Genomic DNA, 14,849 nt, shown 5'->3' with positions numbered 1-14,849 from the left:
TACTGGGTAGGAAGCGAGTATACGTCGCTATATCGGCACTTCCGGACATCTCACGACACGGTATAAGAAATATATATGGGTGGAAGAATTTATATTGGTACACTCTCAACCGCGAAGTATGGAACGCAGGAAGGTCCAAGTCACGGGCGGATCGACGTTCACCGTCTCGATTCCGAAAGACTGGGCGCGAGACCACGACGTCGAGGCCGGCGACGAAGTCGGCTTCCACCCCGACAGCGGGTCGCTTCTGTTGACGCCGGTCTCCCCCACGGAGACCGAGGAGGGGACGCTTGACATCTCCGGGATGGAGGGCGACGAACTCATGCGCGCGGTGATGACGATGTACGTCAGCGGCTTCGACGTGCTCGCGCTGGAAGCCGACCGCATCACCGCCGACCAGCGCCGCGTCATCCGCAACGCCACGCAGGGACTGGTCGGCCTCGAAGTGCTCGAAGAGACCGGCAATCGCGTCGTCATTCAGGACCTCCTGGACTCCTCGGAGCTCTCTATTCACAACGCCGTCCGTCGGATGCACCTCATCTCCACGTCGATGCTCGGCGACGCCGTCGACGCGCTCGGCGACCGCGACCTCGACGTCGCCACCGACGTCATCGAGCGCGACGACGACGTCGACCGCCTCTGGTACGTCGTCTCCCGCATCTTCCGCGGCGCGCTGCGCTCCCCGAAAGTCGCCCAGGAGATCGGGCTCGGCCGCGAGACCGCCTTCGACTACCACTCCAGCGCCCGCCAGCTCGAACGCGTCGCCGACCACGCCGCGAAAATCGCCAACGTCACCCGCGACCTCGACGACGACGTCCCCGGGGAAGTCGCGGACGCGCTCGGCGACCTCGAAGCCGACGCCACCGACATCGTCGGCACCGCGATGGAGGCACTGTTTACCGACGACCCGGAGGAAGCGACCCGGCTCGCCAACGAAGCACGCGCGGACGTCCGCGGCATCGACGAGCACACGCGCGCCATCGACGACCTCCTCCACGACCTCGACCCCCAGCACGCTCAGCACCTCGGCCTCGTCGTCGACTCGCTGTCCCGGAGCGCCGACTACGGCGGCAACATCGCCGAGACCGCGCTCCAGAAGTCCGCGCCCACGCCCGGCCCGTGACCCGTACAGCCACGTGCGCGTAAGTTCTGCCGCGGTTCGCGAGCACTGACAACGGGACTCGATATCCACAAACCTATACGTGACTGTGTCGATTCCGAGCGTATGAGCGAGGAATTCCCCGACTACCTCGACGTCGACTACACGGACGGCGAAGGCGAGTCCCCCGAGGACTACCCCACGCTCGAAGACAAAATCGAGAAGGCGATCGAAGTCACCCGCGAGGGCCTCGAAGAGTACGAGAACCCCGCCATCATGTGGACCGGCGGCAAGGACTCCACGCTCACGCTGTACTTCGTCAAGGAGGTCGCCGAGAAGTTCGACCTCGAAGTCCCGCCGACCATCTTCATCGACCACTTCCAGCACTTCGACGAACTCCACGACTTCGTCGACCGCTGGGCCGAGGAGTGGGACCTCGACGTTATCTACGCCCGCAACGAGGACGTCGGCGACTACGTCGACGAAAACGGCCTCGACCCCGGCGACGACATCCCCATCGACGCCCTCAACGAACAGAACCAGCACCACGTCCGCGACCTCCTCGAGTACGAGGAGGACACCTTCCCGTTCCTGCTGGACACCTACGTCGGCAACCACCTCCTGAAGACCGTCGCGCTCAACAACGCCCTCGAAGAGCACGACGTCGACGGCATTCTTAGCGGGATTCGCTGGGACGAGCAGGAAGCCCGCGCCGACGAGACGTTCTTCAGCCCCCGCCACGACCCCGACGTCTACCCGCCCCACGACCGCATCCAGCCGATCCTCCAGTTCGACGAGGCCGCCGTCTGGGACGCCTTCTGGTTCTACGTCGTCCCCGAAACCGTCGAGGAGTTCCCGGACGACGGCTACGTCCCCCAGGACTACGACGACCTCCCCAACGGCCTCACCCACGAGGACATCCCCGTCTCCCCGAAGTACTTCAAGGGCTTCCGCTCGCTCGGCAGCGAGATCTCCACGGACAAGGCCTCCGAGGAGCCTGCCTGGCTCCAGGACTTGGCGAACACGACCGAGCGCGCCGGCCGCGCCCAAGACAAAGAAGACCTCATGGAGCGCCTCCGCGACCTCGGGTACATGTAGTACCTTTTTGCAAGCGGGGGGTTTCCTCGTTCGCGCTACGCGCTCACTGCGGGAACCCCCGCTTGCAAAAAGCTACGCTAAAAACTCCCGCGCTCGCTTCGCTCGCGCGGTGAACGGCGCGCTCCGCGCGCCGATGCTCGCTGCTACGGCTTCTCGCGGTATCGGCGAAAGAAGAATCCGATAGCGGAGCGGCTACGTCGTCAGTTCCACGGGGCGAAGCCGGGGTCGACTTCGCGCTCGCGGGCGTCGATGCCGTCGATTTTCTCGACGTCCTCGTCGTCGAGGTCGACGCCGAGGCTCTCGAAGTTGTCCGCGATGTGGGCCTCGCTGGTGGCCTTCGGGATGGCGGTGACGCCCTTCTCGCGAACCCACGCGAGGCTGACCTGCGCCTCGCTGACGCCGTGCTTGTCGGCGACGGCCTGAATCTCGGGCTGGTCGAAGACCTCGCCGCGCGCGAGCGGCGAGTACGCGACGAGTTCGAGGTCCCGACCCTCGGCGTACTCCCGGAGCTCCTCCTGGGGGAGCAGCGGGTGGAGTTCGACCTGGTTCGCGAACGGGTCCTCGCCGAGGATGTCGCGGGCCTCATCGAGATGACGGGGCTCGAAGTTGCTCACGCCGATGCGGTCGGTGAGACCGTCGTCTTTGAGCTGCTGGAGCGCCGACAGCGTCTCCTCGGCGTCGTACTCGCCGGCCGGCCAGTGGACGTACAGGAGGTCCACGGCGTCCACGCCGAGCTTCTCCAGGCTCTCCTCGGTCGTCGAAATCACGTCGTCGTGCGCGAGGTTCTCGATCCACACCTTCGTCGCGAGGAAGACGTCCTCGCGGTCGACGTCGGCCTCGGCGATGCCGCGACCGACGTCCTCCTCGTTACCGTACGTCTGCGCGGTGTCGATGTGGCGGTAGCCGGCTTCCAGCGCCGTGCGGACGCTCTCGACGCACTGCTCGGGGTCGTCGTTCTGCCACGTGCCGAGCCCGAGCATCGGCATCTCGTTCGCCAGCGGTGCGCGTCGCTGCTCGTTCTGAGACATGTCCGAATGCAGGGCCGCCGCGGGGTTAGTGCTTGGGGAGGCGGCGGCGCCCGCGGGCTATCGTTCCGCGAGGCGCTGCTTCGCGAACCGCGCGAGCAGCGGGAGGTCGTCGAAGTGAACGAGCTTCGAGATTCCGCGCAGTCCGCCCTCGTTGGCCTCGCTGAGCGTCTCCACGTCCATCGCGTTGAGGTCGTCCATGAGGCGGTCGTAGCGGTCGTTCGGCGCGAGATAGAGGAGCTGGGTCATCGCGAGCCGGCGGCGCATGTCGGGGGCGACCCGGCTCTTCCAGAGGTCGTCGTAAATCGACATCGCGTCGGCGGACGTGTCGGTTTCCGTCCCCATCAGGCAGCGGTCCGCGGTGATGGCGGCGGCGCGCGCGGACTCCATCCCCTTGTGGATGCCCTCCCCCCACAGCGGGTCGATGGTGGGGACGGTGTCGCCGATGGCCATGAAGTTGTCCGTGCTGAAGCTGTCGGGCATCTGGATGTGCGCGGAGCCGCGGTGCTGTTGCTTGTCCGCGATGCGTTCGGCGTTCTCGAAGCGCGGGTCCTCGTCGAGCCACGCTTCGAGGTGTTCGTCGATGCTCCGCGACGTGTCGCCGTACTGCTGGTAGCGCTCGTGCTGGATGTAGCAGAGCCCGACCTTCGCCGTGTCCTCGCCCGTGTGGAAGATCCACGAGTAGCCGCCGGGGACGACGTCGTGGTCGAGGCGCAACATCATCGCGTTCGAGAGGTCCGCGAAGTCCGGGTGATCGACATCGACGCCCTCCATCTCCCACTCGATGCCGACCGCCTGGTGTTGCCGCTGGAGGTCGCAGACGCCGAGCTTCTTCGCGAGCGGCGCCGCCGGCCCCGTCGCGTCCACGACGATGTCCGCGTACACTTCCTCGTCGCCGTCGTACTGCACGCCGACGATGTCGCCGTCGTCCATGATGGGGTTGTTCACGCGCGCGTCGAAGCGGTACTCGGCCCCATGCTCGCGGCCCTCCGCGACGAGCCACTGCTTGAACTCCGCGAACTCCAGCACTGCGCCGGGTTGGGTCTGCACGAAGTGCTCGTTCGGGGATTCGAGGACGACCTCGTCGGTGTACTGCATCACGACGTCGTCGGGAATCCCGAACGCGCCGGTCATCGACGCGAACGTGCCCGCGGTGGACTTGTTCGACTGGCGCGGGAACCCGTCCTCGGGTTCGGCTTCGAGGACGAGGACGTCGTAGTTCCGCTGGGCGAGGTCTCGTGCGCACTGTGCTCCTGCCGGGCCGGCGCCGGCGACGACGACGTCGTAGTGCTCAGACATGGCGTAGAGGGTCGGTGTGTGGGTGCGGCCGTCCGGCCGCCGTGGTTTCGCGGACGCGCGGGGGGCGTCGGTGCTCGGACTGGCGCCCGTCTCCGCAGGGAGCTGCGTCGGCGTCCGCGGTCACTGTTACTCGACGTAAGTCGCGTCGCAGGTAAAAAACACGCGGGAACGTTCCTGACGCCCGCGAGAGGGCGGAATCGGGGTCACTCGGCTTCCTCGCCGTCGCCCATCCACCGCAGGCCGAGCAGCCGGTAGCCGTCGAACTCCCCGGTCTCGATCTCGCGCTCGATTTCGGCGTGCGTGTCGGCGTCGATGCGCGCGAGGTGACAGAGCGGGTGGCCGGGCGCCGCCACCGGGTTCTCCAGTATCCCGACGAGAATTCCCGTGAACGGCGCCTCGACGACGTGCTCCTCGGTGCTGAAGTGGTCGCTGATGGTGCAGATGGTCTCGCCCTCGTGGACCAGCGGCGTCGGCCCCCACTCCATCTGCACGAGGCCGCCCGTATCGGCTCGAAGCCACCGCTTCTCCTGATTGCCGCCGAGCACTTCCTGCCACCGCGGCTGTGCGACCTCGCCGTCCGGGAGCGCGTCGTACGCCGCGAGCACGCTCTCCACGCCTTCCAGCGCCTTCTCGACGAGCGGGCGCTGGAAGCGGTGGGCCTTCCCCATCTCCACGGTGATGGTGGGGATTCCGTCCCGAGTAGCGGTCCCACGAAGCGACCCGTCGTCGCCCGCGCCCGCGAGAATTACGTTCGCGCCGAACGCCGCCGCGAGGCGCTCGACGTCCGGGTTCAAGGTGTCAGCCCGCACGTGGTACATCGTCGTCCGGTTCCGCGTCGAGGTGTGGAAGTCCACGACGAGGTCGCACTGACTGACGAACCGCCGGTAGACCTCGTGGGCCATCCGCTCGGCGGTGTTCGCGCGCTCCCGCCCGGGAAACGAGCGATTGAGGTCCTGGTCGTAGATGGGGATGTCGCGCTGCTGGGCGAGGTACCCCGGGACGTTGACGACGTGCAGGCAGACCAGCGTTCCGTGGAGGTCGCCGGGGCCGTACTCGGCGGCGACCTCCTGGAGCACTTTCACGCCGTTCAGTTCGTCCCCGTGGATGCCAGCGACCAGCCCCACGGTCGGTCCGCCGGCCTCGCCGTTGAGTATCGTCACCGGCATCTCCACGGGGTCGCCGAGGTACGTCTCCCCGATTTCGTAGCGCACGTGGCGCTTCTCCCCGGGCGGCACCTCGCCCTCGTACCGGAACGACTCCGGCTCGCTGTCTGTCATACTCGCTTCACGTAGCCGGCAACGATAAACACGGCGGCGGTGCTGTGCGGTGTGGAAAGAGAGAAAGCAACGAGAAGTATTCGCGCGATTCACCGAGCGCGAAGCGCTCGGGCGCCGAGGACCCCCGCAGGGGGTCCGACGGCGCTTTTTAGCGTAGCTTTTTGCCAGCGAGCGAGGGCGCGTCAGCGCCCGAGCGAGCGCAGCAAAAAGGTACTAGTAGAACTCCCGGACGAGGTCGGTGGCGCCGTCGGGGGCGCCGTCGGGAATCTCGGCCATGTTCTCGGTGACGCCGTGGGCTTCGTGGTACGGCGTGGAGTTCTCGTCCTGGTAGAGGACGCCCATGTACTCCTTGTCGGCGTCGAGGATAGCGTCCTTGGCCTGGTCGTAGTCGTGGCGGTCGTAGTCGTCTTCCTCGGAGAGGTCAACGAGGCTGTCGCGGAAGTAGTCGTAGGTGTCGACGTCGTTGAACGTGACGCAAGGGCTGAACGTGTTGACGAGGCTGAACCCGTCGTGTTCGATGGCTTCCTTGACGATTTCCGTGTGGCGCATCGCGTCAGAGGAGAAGCTCTGGGCGATGAACGAGCCGCCGGCGGACATCGCGAGCGCGAGCGGGTTGACCGGCTGCTGCTTGGAGCCCTCCGGCGTGGTGGAGGTCTCGAAGTCCGGCCGGCTGGTCGGGGAGGCCTGCCCCTTGGTGAGGCCGTAGATGCGGTTGTCCATCACGACGTACGTGATGTCGACGTTCCGGCGGACGGCGTGGATGAAGTGGCCGACGCCGATGGAGTAGCCGTCGCCGTCGCCGCCCGCGACCATCACTTCGAGGTCGGGGTTGGCGAGCTTCGCGCCGGTGCCGACCGGGAGCGCGCGCCCGTGGACGCCGTGGAGCGCGTACGAGCGCATGTACGTCCCGATTTTGCCGGAACAACCGATGCCAGCGACGACGAACGTGTCGTCGGGGCTGTTGCCGGTCTCCGCGAGCGCTTTCATCATGCCGTTCATGGTGCCGAAGTCGCCGCATCCCGGACACCACGTCGGCTGTTTGTCGGACTTGAAGTCGGTGAATCGGACGTTCTCTGAGCTCATTGGGTTAGGCCTCCAGTGTCTGCTTGATTTCGTCGGCGAGTTCGTCCGCCTTGAAGTCGACGCCGTCGTACTTGTTGATGCGGTCGACGCGTTCGAGGGTGTCGTGTTCGACGACGTCCGCGAACTGGCCGGTGGCGTTGGCCTCGACGACGACCACGTCGTCGGCGGCCTGCACGTCGTCGGTGAGGTCGGGTCGCGGGAAGATGTACGGCACCGAGAGCACGCGCACGTCGAGGTCGTCGAGGTAGTCGAGCGCTTCGACGATGGTGCCCTCGTTGGAGCCCCACGAGATGACGAGGCTGTCGGCGTCGCTGTCGCCGAACTCGCGGTAGTCGAAGTCCTCTCGTTCCTCGGCGGTCTCGACTTTCTGGTTGCGCTTGTCGACCTGTTCGACGCGCACCTCGGTGTCCTCGGTCCGGCGCCCGAGTTCGTCGTGTTCGAGGCCGGTGGACATGTGGACGCCGCCCTCGGTCCCGGGGACCGCGCGCGGGCTGATGCCGTCGGCGGTGACGGCGTGGGGCTTGAACTGGTCTTTCTCGTTCTGCCACGCCGAAATCTCGTCCTCGTCGACGAGCTTCCCGCGGTCGACTTCGACCTCGTCCATGTCGAACTCGTCGGGCTCGTAGGTGCGCTCGGTGACCGCCATCGAGAGGTCGGCGGTGAGGTAGACGGGGAGCTGGTACTTCTCGGCGAGGTTGAACGCCTCGACGGTCTTGTGGAAGCACTCCGCGACCGACGTGGGCGCGAGAACGAACCGCGGAATCTCGCCGTGGCCGCCGTACAGCATCATGTTGAGGTCGCCCTGCTCCTGCTTGGTGGGCATCCCCGTGGAGGGGCCCGAACGCATGACGTTCGCGATGACCAGCGGCGTCTCGCTGGTGGCGACGAGGCCGAACGTCTCCGCCATCAGGTCGATGCCGGGGCCGGAGGTCGCGGTCATCGCGCGAGCGCCGGCGCGGGCGGCGCCCAGCGCCATGTTGATGGCCGAGAGCTCGTCCTCGGCCTGGACGACGTGGCCGCCGAACTGGTCGATGCGGCCGGTGAGGTACTCCATGACGTCCGTCGCGGGCGTGATGGGGTAGCCGGCGTAGAACCGGCAGCCGGCGGCGATGGCGCCCATGCCGATGGCTTCGTCGCCGTTCAGCAGGACGTAGTCGTTGTCCGTGGTCTCAAGCTCGTAGGTGGCCTGGACGTCGGCGTACTCCTCGTTGACGTACTCGTGGCCGAGCCGGGCGGCCTCCTTGTTGTTCTCGACGATGCTCTCGCCCTTGTTCCCGAAGCGCTTCTCGAGGGACTCGTCGAGGTTCTCGATGGGGAAGTCGGTGACCGCGCAGACGGCGCCCAGCGCGACGATGTTGCGCATGATGGCGCCGCCGGCGTCCTCGGCCAGCGACTTCAGGGGGACGTCGAGGCCGACCGTGTCGTCGGGGGCTTCGAAGTCCGAGAACTCCGTGCGGTCGCCGTCGAAGATGATGACGGAGTCGTCGTGGAGTTCGTCGAGGTTCTCGTCGACGGTGCGCTCGGTGAGCGCGATGAGGACGTCGAGTCGGTCGACGACGCTCTGCACCTCGTCGACGGACGTGCGAACCTTGTACGCGGTGTAGCCGCCGCGGATTCGGGACGCGAAGTCCTTCGAGGTGAAGACGTGGCGACCCGCGCGGGACAGCGCCTGCGCGAAAATTTTCCCGGTGGACGCGATTCCATCGCCGGCTTCGCCGCCGATGGCCCAGTTCAGGTCGTCGTGCATGTGAGTGGGGGTAGCCGTGCCCCCTGCAAAAAGGCTTCTGAAGCCGTACGACCCTCCGAAACAGCCGATTCTCGGCGAGAGAGCGATATAATTGATCATTCGTCCATGATAGATTCGGGGGGCGTGATGGACGGCCGCTGCACGCGCGCGTTACGCCCGCGTGTCTACCGGGAACTTCCGATTCTCGGGTTGTCGTTCTGTCACGACGGCGGCGCGCGCGGGGTCGGTCGGCCGGGAAGCGAATCCATTTGGGTCGTCGGCGCGAACTCGGCGCATGGACGAGACAGCAGTTTCGGTTCGGGCGGTCCGCGACGCGGGCGCGCACACCGTCGCCGTGGTGTTCGAGAGTCCCGACGGGTTCGCGGCCGAACCCGGCCAGTTCGTACAGGTGTTCGGCGAGTTCGAGGGCGAGCGCGAGGGGCGCTTCTACACGCTCTCCTCGCCGGACGTCGAGGAGACCTTCGAGATTACGGTCGAAGTCGACCCCGAGGGGACGCTGGGCCCGTGGCTGGCCTCGCGCGACCCCGGCGACGAGGTCGTCGTCTCCGGGCCGTTCGGCGACGACTACTACGAGGGCGAGGACAGCGTCGTCGTGCTCGCGGGCGGTCCCGGCGTCGGGCCGGCGGTCGCGGTGGGCGAGCGCGCGCTCGCGGACGGCGCCGACGTCACCGTCGTCTATCAGGACGACGAACCCGTCCACGAGGACCGGCTCGCGGCGCTCGCGAACGCCGGGGCGCGCGTCGTCTTCGTCGCGGACGGCGTCGACGCCGCGGTCAAGTCGCTGACCGGGCCCGCGGACGCCGTGCCGTTCGTCTACGGGTTCGCGGGGTTCTGCGAGGCCGCGGTGGACGCGCTCGACGCCGCCGGCTTCGACACCGACGCCGCGAAAGTCGAGAGCTTCGGGCCGGCGCCGTAGCCCCGCGAGGAATCGCCCGCAGACGGAATCGTAAGCGTCTCTCGGAGCCGAACGAACTAAACCGGAGGATTCCTTTGGTGCTCCCGTGTCGTCTAGCGGCTGGAACCGGGTTCGCCGACGGCTCGCCGGCCTCGAACGAGACTACGGGGCGTTCGACGTCGTCGAGGAGGAGACGGTCGTGCCGCGCGCCGTCTACACCGACTGCCTGCAGGCCGCCGAAGCGGGGTCGCTGGGTGGCGCGCGCGTCGTCCTCCGCCACGACGACGAGGTGTTGCTCGTGCGCTACGGCGACCACCCCGATGCGTGGGACTTCCCGGGCGGCTCGACCGAGCGCGGCGAGTCCCACGAGGACACGGCGAAGTTCCGCGTGCACGACGACGTCGGCGCGACGTGTTCGCTGACCGGCGTCGCGCGCGTCATCGAGCAGTCGTTCGCGCTCGTGGAGGACGGTGACGGCGTCACCGGCCTGTGGGTGTTCTTCGAGGGCGAGACCGCCGAGCGCGACCTCGCGCTGTCCGAGGAGATTCTGGAAGCGCGGTGGTTCGACGCCGCGGACCCGCCGGACGCCGTCGGCCCGCACGTCGCCGCGATTCTCGACGGCTAGTGCTGGACGAACTCCACGAGCGCGCCGCCCGTGTCCCGCGGGTGGAGGAACGCGATTTCGTGTCCCCACGCGCCTTCCCGTGGCTCGTCGTCGATGAGAGCGACGCCCGCCTCGCGGGCCGTCGCGAGCGCGGCTTCGATGTCCTCGGTCGCGAGCGCGACGTGGTGGATGCCCGGCCCCTCGCGGTCGAGGTACGCGCCGACGTCGGTGTCGGCTTCGACCGGTTCGAGTAGCTCGAAGTAGCTGTTCTCGCCGAGTTCGAGGAAGACGACCCGGAGGCCGTCCAGCAGTTCTTCGTGGACGGCGGGCGCGTCGAACAGCGTCCCGTACAGTTCCGCGAGGGCGTCCGCGTCGTCGGTGACGACGCCGATGTGGTCGACGTGCATGCGGGAACGTGGCCGGCCGCGGACAATCAAGGCTCCGACGCGCGCCCGGTCGCGTCAGTCGTCGGCCGGCTCGGGCAGGTCGAAGGAGACGCTGGTGAGATCCTCGGAGACCGACCAGAGGCGGCGCGCGGTCCCCTCGTCGCGGGAGCGCTCGTTGGATTCCTGTTCCTCGGGGTGGCCGCGCGCGTTCAGCAGGCCGCCGGGACCGACGTACTCGCCGCCGTCGATAGACGAGTGGGCTGCGGCGTACAGCAGCGGCCACGCGCCGGCTTCGGCGCTCTGCGCGAGCACGGCGTTGGCGGCCTTCATCGCGAGCAGGCGGAGCCGCGACCCCTCGGCCTCGGGGCCGCGAAGCTGGAGGTTCGTCGCGGCGAACCCGGGGTGGCAGGCGACGCTGGTGACGCTGGCGTTCGCGGCGCGCAGCCGGCGGTCGAGTTCGTACGCGAACAGGAGGTTCGCGAGCTTCGACTGGCCGTAGGCCTCCCACTTGTCGTACGCCTGCTCGTGCTGGAGGTCCTCGAAGTCGATTTCGCCGTTCTCGTGGGCCATGCTGGACTGCGTGACGACGCGCGTCTCGCCGCTGGTCCGCCGCAGGACGTCGAGGAGGCGGCCGGTGAGCGCGAAGTGCCCGAGGTGGTTGACGCCGAACTGCGTCTCGAAGCCGTCGGCGGTCTCCGAGCGCGGAATCGCCATCACGCCGGCGTTGTTCGCGAGCACGTTCAGCGAGTCGTACTCCGTCTCGTACCAGTCGGCGAACGCCGCCACGGAGTCGAGGTCCGCGAGGTCGAGTTCGCGGACGGTCAGCGACGCGCCCGGGTACTCGGCCTCGATTTCCCGCTTGGCGTCCTCGCCGCGCTCGACGCTGCGACACGCCATGACGACGTGCGCGCCGCGCGCCGCGAACGCCTTCGTCGCCTCGTAGCCGATGCCGCTGTTCGCGCCCGTGACGACGACGGTGCGCCCAGACTCGTCGGGCAGGTCGTCGGCGGTCCAGCCGCTGTCGTTGAACATGTATTCAATCCCGCGCGCGAGCCACATAATACGGGGTGTCGCGGCGACGCCGGCCGGGTCTACAGCGCGGCGCCGGGCTGGTGCTCGCCGAACACGTCCCGGAGCGCGTTACAGATTTCGCCGACGCTGGCGTACGCCTTCACCGCGTCCACGATGTACGGCATCACGTTCTCCTCGCCCTCCGCGGCCTCTTTCAGCGCGGCGAGCGCGGCCTCGACGGCTTCCTCGTCGCGCTCGGCTTTCACGGACTCGACCTGCTCGACTTTCCGGCGCTCGTCCTCCTCGGTGACCTCTTCGATGTCCACCTCGGGCTCGTCCTCCTCGACCTCGAACTCGTTGACGCCGACGATGACGCGCTCCCCCTCCTCGATTTCCTGCTGGCGCTCGAACGCCACGTCCTGAATCTGGCGTTGCACCCACTGGTCCTCGACGGCCTGCCGCATCCCGCCGCGGGACTCCACGTCGTCGAGAATCTCGCGGGCCTCCGCCTCCACCTCGTCGGTGAGGCTCTCGACGTAGTAGCTCCCCGCCAGCGGGTCGATGGTGTCCGCGGCGCCGGACTCGTGGGCGAGAATCTGCTGGGTCCGCAGCGCAGTCCGCACGGACTCCTCGGTCGGAATCGACAGCGCCTCGTCCTTCCCGTTCGTGTGGAGGCTCTGCGTGCCGCCCAGCACTGCCGCCAGCGCCTGGTAGCCGACGCGCACGATGTTGTTGTCGATCTGCTGGGCGGTCAGCGTCGAGCCCGCGGTCTGCGTGTGGAACTTCAGCTGCTTGCTCTTGGGGTTCTGCGCGTCGAAGCGCTCCTCCATAATCTTCGCCCACATCCGGCGGGCGGCGCGGAACTTCGCGACCTCCTCGAAGATGTTGTTGTGGGCGTTGAAGAAGAACGAGAGCTGTGGCGCGAACTCGTCCACGTCGAGGCCGGCGTCCAGCGCGGTCTCCACGTACTCGATGCCGTCCCCGAGCGTGAACGCGATTTCCTGGGCGGCGGTCGCGCCCGCCTCCCGGATGTGGTACCCCGAGATGGAGATGGTGTTGAACTTCGGCGTCTCCCGAGCACAGAACTCGAAGATGTCCGTGATGATGCGCATCGACGGCTCCGGCGGGAAGATGTAGGTGTTGCGCGCGATGTACTCCTTGAGGATGTCGTTCTGGATGGTCCCCCGCAGCTCCTCGCGGTCGACGCCCTGCTGGTCGCCGACCGCGATGTACATCGCCAGCAGGACGCTGGCGGGCGCGTTGATGGTCATCGACGTGGACACCTCGTCCAGCGGGATGCCGTCGAAGACCTTCTCGAAGTCCCGGAGCGTGTCGATGGCGACCCCGGACTTCCCGACCTCGCCCTGGGCCATCGTGGCGTCGGAGTCGTAGCCCATCTGCGTCGGGAGGTCGAACGCCATCGAGAGGCCGGTCTGCCCCTCGTCGAGGAGGTAGTGGAAGCGCTCGTTGGTCTCCTCGGGCGTGCCGAAGCCGGCGTACTGGCGCATCGTCCACAGCCGCCCCCGGTACATCGTCGGGTAGACGCCCCGCGTGTACGGGTCTTCGCCCGGGAACCCGAGGTCTTCCTCGTAGTCGAGGTCCGCGACGTCCGCCGGCGTGTAGAGGGCGTCGACGGACTGCCCGCCGGTGTCCGTGCGGAACTCGTCTTTGCGCTCTCCGAACCGGTCGAGCGTGGGAGACAGCGACTCCGCCTCCCACTCCTCGCGGGACTCGCGAATCTCCGCGAGGTCCTCGTCGTCGAACATGATTGGAGCGACGGCGGACGGCGCCTTAGTTCGTGCGTTATCGGGGACCGGACGACCCCATCGTTCGGAGCGCGCCGCCCAGCGACAGCGCCAGCCCGGTGACGACCACGAGGAAGCTCCCGCCGTCGAAGAGGCCGACGAGGGTCACCTGGAGACCGAGCAGGGCGAACGCGATGCCGGACAGCGCGGTTCGCACGCCGTCGAGCGCGGAGGACTCGCTCATGGCCGTCGGGTCGCGGCCGCCGGAGAAGTAGCTGTCGGTCTGCTGTTACGTTCCGCCCGTGTCGTACTTGTACGTCGCCGAGTCGGGGTCGATGCCGAAGTCCTCCGCGGACTCCGGCGGCTCGGTCTCGTCGTCGCTGTCCGCTTCGCTCTCGGCGAACCGCTCGCGGAGCCGCTGGGGAATCTCGAAGTCCGCGAACGCCAGCCGCACCGGCACCGCGTCGGGCTGGTACTCGCGGGTGGCGTCGAGGCGGTCCGGGAGCGGCTCCGGGAGGTCCTCGGCGGGCACGCACTCGAACCCGAACTGCGCGAGGTACGCCGGCTCGTCGGTGAGCGCGTACGCCGCCTCGAAGCCCTGGTCGCGGGCGTCCTCCACGAGGTGTTCGAGGAGGTGCGCGCCGACGCCGCGGCCGCGCCACTCCTCGCGGACGCCGATGTTCGTGAACTCGCAGACCGACCCGTCGTCGGTCGTGTGGACGCGAAGCCGCGCGAACCCGGCGCGCTCGTTGGTCTCCCCGTCGATGGCGAGCACGTAGTCCCGCGAGCGGAACGCCGGGTCCTCGAACCCGAACTCGTCGAGGCGGTCGAGCAGCCACACCTCCTCGTGTTTCTTCGCGTCGCGGGCGTACATACTCCTACCCTCGGACGCCCCCCGGAAAAGGGTTTGCGGGGCCGCCGGTCACCGGCGGAACAGCGCGCCGGCGGCGAGCGCGACCGCGACCACGGCCGCCCCGACGCCGAACCCGGGGCTGTTGGTTCCGGTCGTGTTCGTCGTGGCCGCGCTCGTCGCCGTCGAGTCGTCGGTCGTCGCCGTCTGCGTGCGCGCCGTGGTCGCGTTCTCCGGTGACGCGCCGAACGCTCGCGCCAGCCGCGTGGCGTTCGCTTCGGTGGCGGTGGTGAGCAACAGCCGCGGGTCGTCCTCGAACCCGCCGCTCTCGACGTTCTCCGCCAGCGTCGGCGCCAGTCCCGCCGCGTAGACGACGTCGCCGTCGACGACGGTGAGCAGGCAGTAGCCCCCGTCGTTGCGCTCGGCGCCGTCGGCGGGACAGTTCCCGGTCCCGTTCTCGGACGTGAACCCGGCGTCGACGAGGGTGTCGGCGAACGACTGCGCGCCCGCGTCGGTGAGCGTGACCTCGACGCCCACGCCGCCGTTCGCGGTCCGCGTCTGTTCTGCGGTGGCGACGTCGTCGGGAGTCACGACCGGCGTCTCGGTCATCGACCCGTTCTCCGCGGGGTAGCGGGCGACCACGCTGGCGTCGGGCGCGGCGGCCGCACCACCGCCGGCGGCGACGATACTGGCGACCAACAGGGCTGTGAGGAGGGCTCGGGTCACGCGC

The 14,849-nt window shown here is 68.1% G+C and carries 15 protein-coding genes; 4 read left to right on the top strand and 11 right to left on the bottom strand.

Annotated features, from left to right (window positions below):
* The first annotated feature begins 118 nt into the window (after positions 1-118).
* Both HHUB_RS02530 and HHUB_RS02525 read left to right on the top strand, forming a co-directional pair.
* Positions 119-1,123, top strand: coding sequence for a phosphate signaling complex PhoU family protein (locus tag HHUB_RS02530; protein ID WP_059055935.1), 1,005 nt, complete (start codon positions 119-121; stop codon positions 1,121-1,123).
* Positions 1,124-1,225: 102 nt separating this feature from the next.
* Positions 1,226-2,197 carry a phosphoadenosine phosphosulfate reductase family protein gene (locus HHUB_RS02525; protein WP_059055934.1) on the top strand — a complete coding sequence of 324 codons (972 nt, stop codon included), beginning with the start codon at positions 1,226-1,228 and terminating at the stop codon, positions 2,195-2,197.
* Between the two features lie 200 nt (positions 2,198-2,397).
* Here HHUB_RS02525 and HHUB_RS02520 read toward each other — a convergent pair whose 3' ends face one another.
* The 5 genes from HHUB_RS02520 to HHUB_RS02500 all read right to left on the bottom strand — a co-directional run bounded on the left by HHUB_RS02520 (position 2,398) and on the right by HHUB_RS02500 (position 8,628).
* On the bottom strand, positions 2,398-3,225 hold the full coding sequence (locus HHUB_RS02520) for an aldo/keto reductase (RefSeq protein ID WP_059055932.1): 828 nt from the start codon (positions 3,223-3,225) through the stop codon (positions 2,398-2,400).
* Positions 3,226-3,282: 57 nt separating this feature from the next.
* Positions 3,283-4,521, bottom strand: coding sequence for a digeranylgeranylglycerophospholipid reductase (locus tag HHUB_RS02515; RefSeq protein ID WP_059055929.1), 1,239 nt, complete (start codon positions 4,519-4,521; stop codon positions 3,283-3,285).
* 203 nt (positions 4,522-4,724) lie between these two features.
* Positions 4,725-5,798, bottom strand: a complete 1,074-nt coding sequence (locus tag HHUB_RS02510) for a succinylglutamate desuccinylase/aspartoacylase family protein (RefSeq protein WP_059055927.1) — start codon at positions 5,796-5,798, stop codon at positions 4,725-4,727.
* 213 nt (positions 5,799-6,011) lie between these two features.
* The gene (locus HHUB_RS02505) at positions 6,012-6,881 is read right to left on the bottom strand and encodes a 2-oxoacid:ferredoxin oxidoreductase subunit beta (protein ID WP_059055925.1); all 870 of its coding nucleotides are present in this window, start codon (positions 6,879-6,881) and stop codon (positions 6,012-6,014) included.
* 4 nt (positions 6,882-6,885) lie between these two features.
* Positions 6,886-8,628, bottom strand: a complete 1,743-nt coding sequence (locus tag HHUB_RS02500) for a 2-oxoacid:acceptor oxidoreductase subunit alpha (RefSeq protein WP_059055923.1) — start codon at positions 8,626-8,628, stop codon at positions 6,886-6,888.
* 274 nt (positions 8,629-8,902) lie between these two features.
* Here HHUB_RS02500 and HHUB_RS02495 point away from each other — a divergent pair, with 274 nt between their 5' ends.
* Positions 8,903-9,544: an FAD-dependent oxidoreductase gene (locus HHUB_RS02495; protein WP_059055921.1), complete on the top strand. Its 642-nt coding sequence runs from the start codon at positions 8,903-8,905 to the stop codon at positions 9,542-9,544.
* An 85-nt stretch (positions 9,545-9,629) separates the two neighbouring features.
* Positions 9,630-10,148 carry an NUDIX hydrolase gene (locus HHUB_RS02490; RefSeq protein WP_059055919.1) on the top strand — a complete coding sequence of 173 codons (519 nt, stop codon included), beginning with the start codon at positions 9,630-9,632 and terminating at the stop codon, positions 10,146-10,148.
* On the opposite strand, the gene mce is transcribed toward HHUB_RS02490, so the two are convergent.
* Genes mce through HHUB_RS02460 form a run of 6 tightly spaced genes read right to left on the bottom strand, consistent with a single transcriptional unit; the run spans position 10,145 to position 14,845 of the window.
* Positions 10,145-10,534 carry a methylmalonyl-CoA epimerase gene (gene mce / locus HHUB_RS02485; protein WP_059055917.1) on the bottom strand — a complete coding sequence of 130 codons (390 nt, stop codon included), beginning with the start codon at positions 10,532-10,534 and terminating at the stop codon, positions 10,145-10,147. The genes HHUB_RS02490 and mce overlap by 4 nt on opposite strands.
* A 54-nt stretch (positions 10,535-10,588) precedes the next feature.
* Entirely contained in the window at positions 10,589-11,545 is a 957-nt protein-coding gene (locus HHUB_RS02480) for an oxidoreductase (RefSeq protein ID WP_059058160.1), read from the bottom strand.
* Positions 11,546-11,604: 59 nt separating this feature from the next.
* On the bottom strand, positions 11,605-13,290 hold the full coding sequence (locus HHUB_RS02475) for an acyl-CoA mutase large subunit family protein (RefSeq protein WP_059055916.1): 1,686 nt from the start codon (positions 13,288-13,290) through the stop codon (positions 11,605-11,607).
* Positions 13,291-13,327: 37 nt separating this feature from the next.
* Positions 13,328-13,513 carry a hypothetical protein gene (locus HHUB_RS02470; protein WP_059055913.1) on the bottom strand — a complete coding sequence of 62 codons (186 nt, stop codon included), beginning with the start codon at positions 13,511-13,513 and terminating at the stop codon, positions 13,328-13,330.
* A gap of 45 nt (positions 13,514-13,558) precedes the next feature.
* Positions 13,559-14,143, bottom strand: a complete 585-nt coding sequence (locus tag HHUB_RS02465; RefSeq protein ID WP_059055912.1) for a GNAT family N-acetyltransferase — start codon at positions 14,141-14,143, stop codon at positions 13,559-13,561.
* Between the two features lie 48 nt (positions 14,144-14,191).
* Positions 14,192-14,845: a preprotein translocase subunit SecD family protein gene (locus tag HHUB_RS02460; RefSeq protein WP_059055910.1), complete on the bottom strand. Its 654-nt coding sequence runs from the start codon at positions 14,843-14,845 to the stop codon at positions 14,192-14,194.
* Between the last annotated feature and the right edge of the window lie 4 nt (positions 14,846-14,849).

Origin of the sequence: Halobacterium hubeiense (assembly GCF_001488575.1) — an archaeon.
GTDB lineage: Archaea > Halobacteriota > Halobacteria > Halobacteriales > Halobacteriaceae > Halobacterium > Halobacterium hubeiense.
The sequence above is the reverse complement of the archived record's forward strand: the minus strand, read 5'-3'. Positions and strand labels throughout refer to the sequence as shown.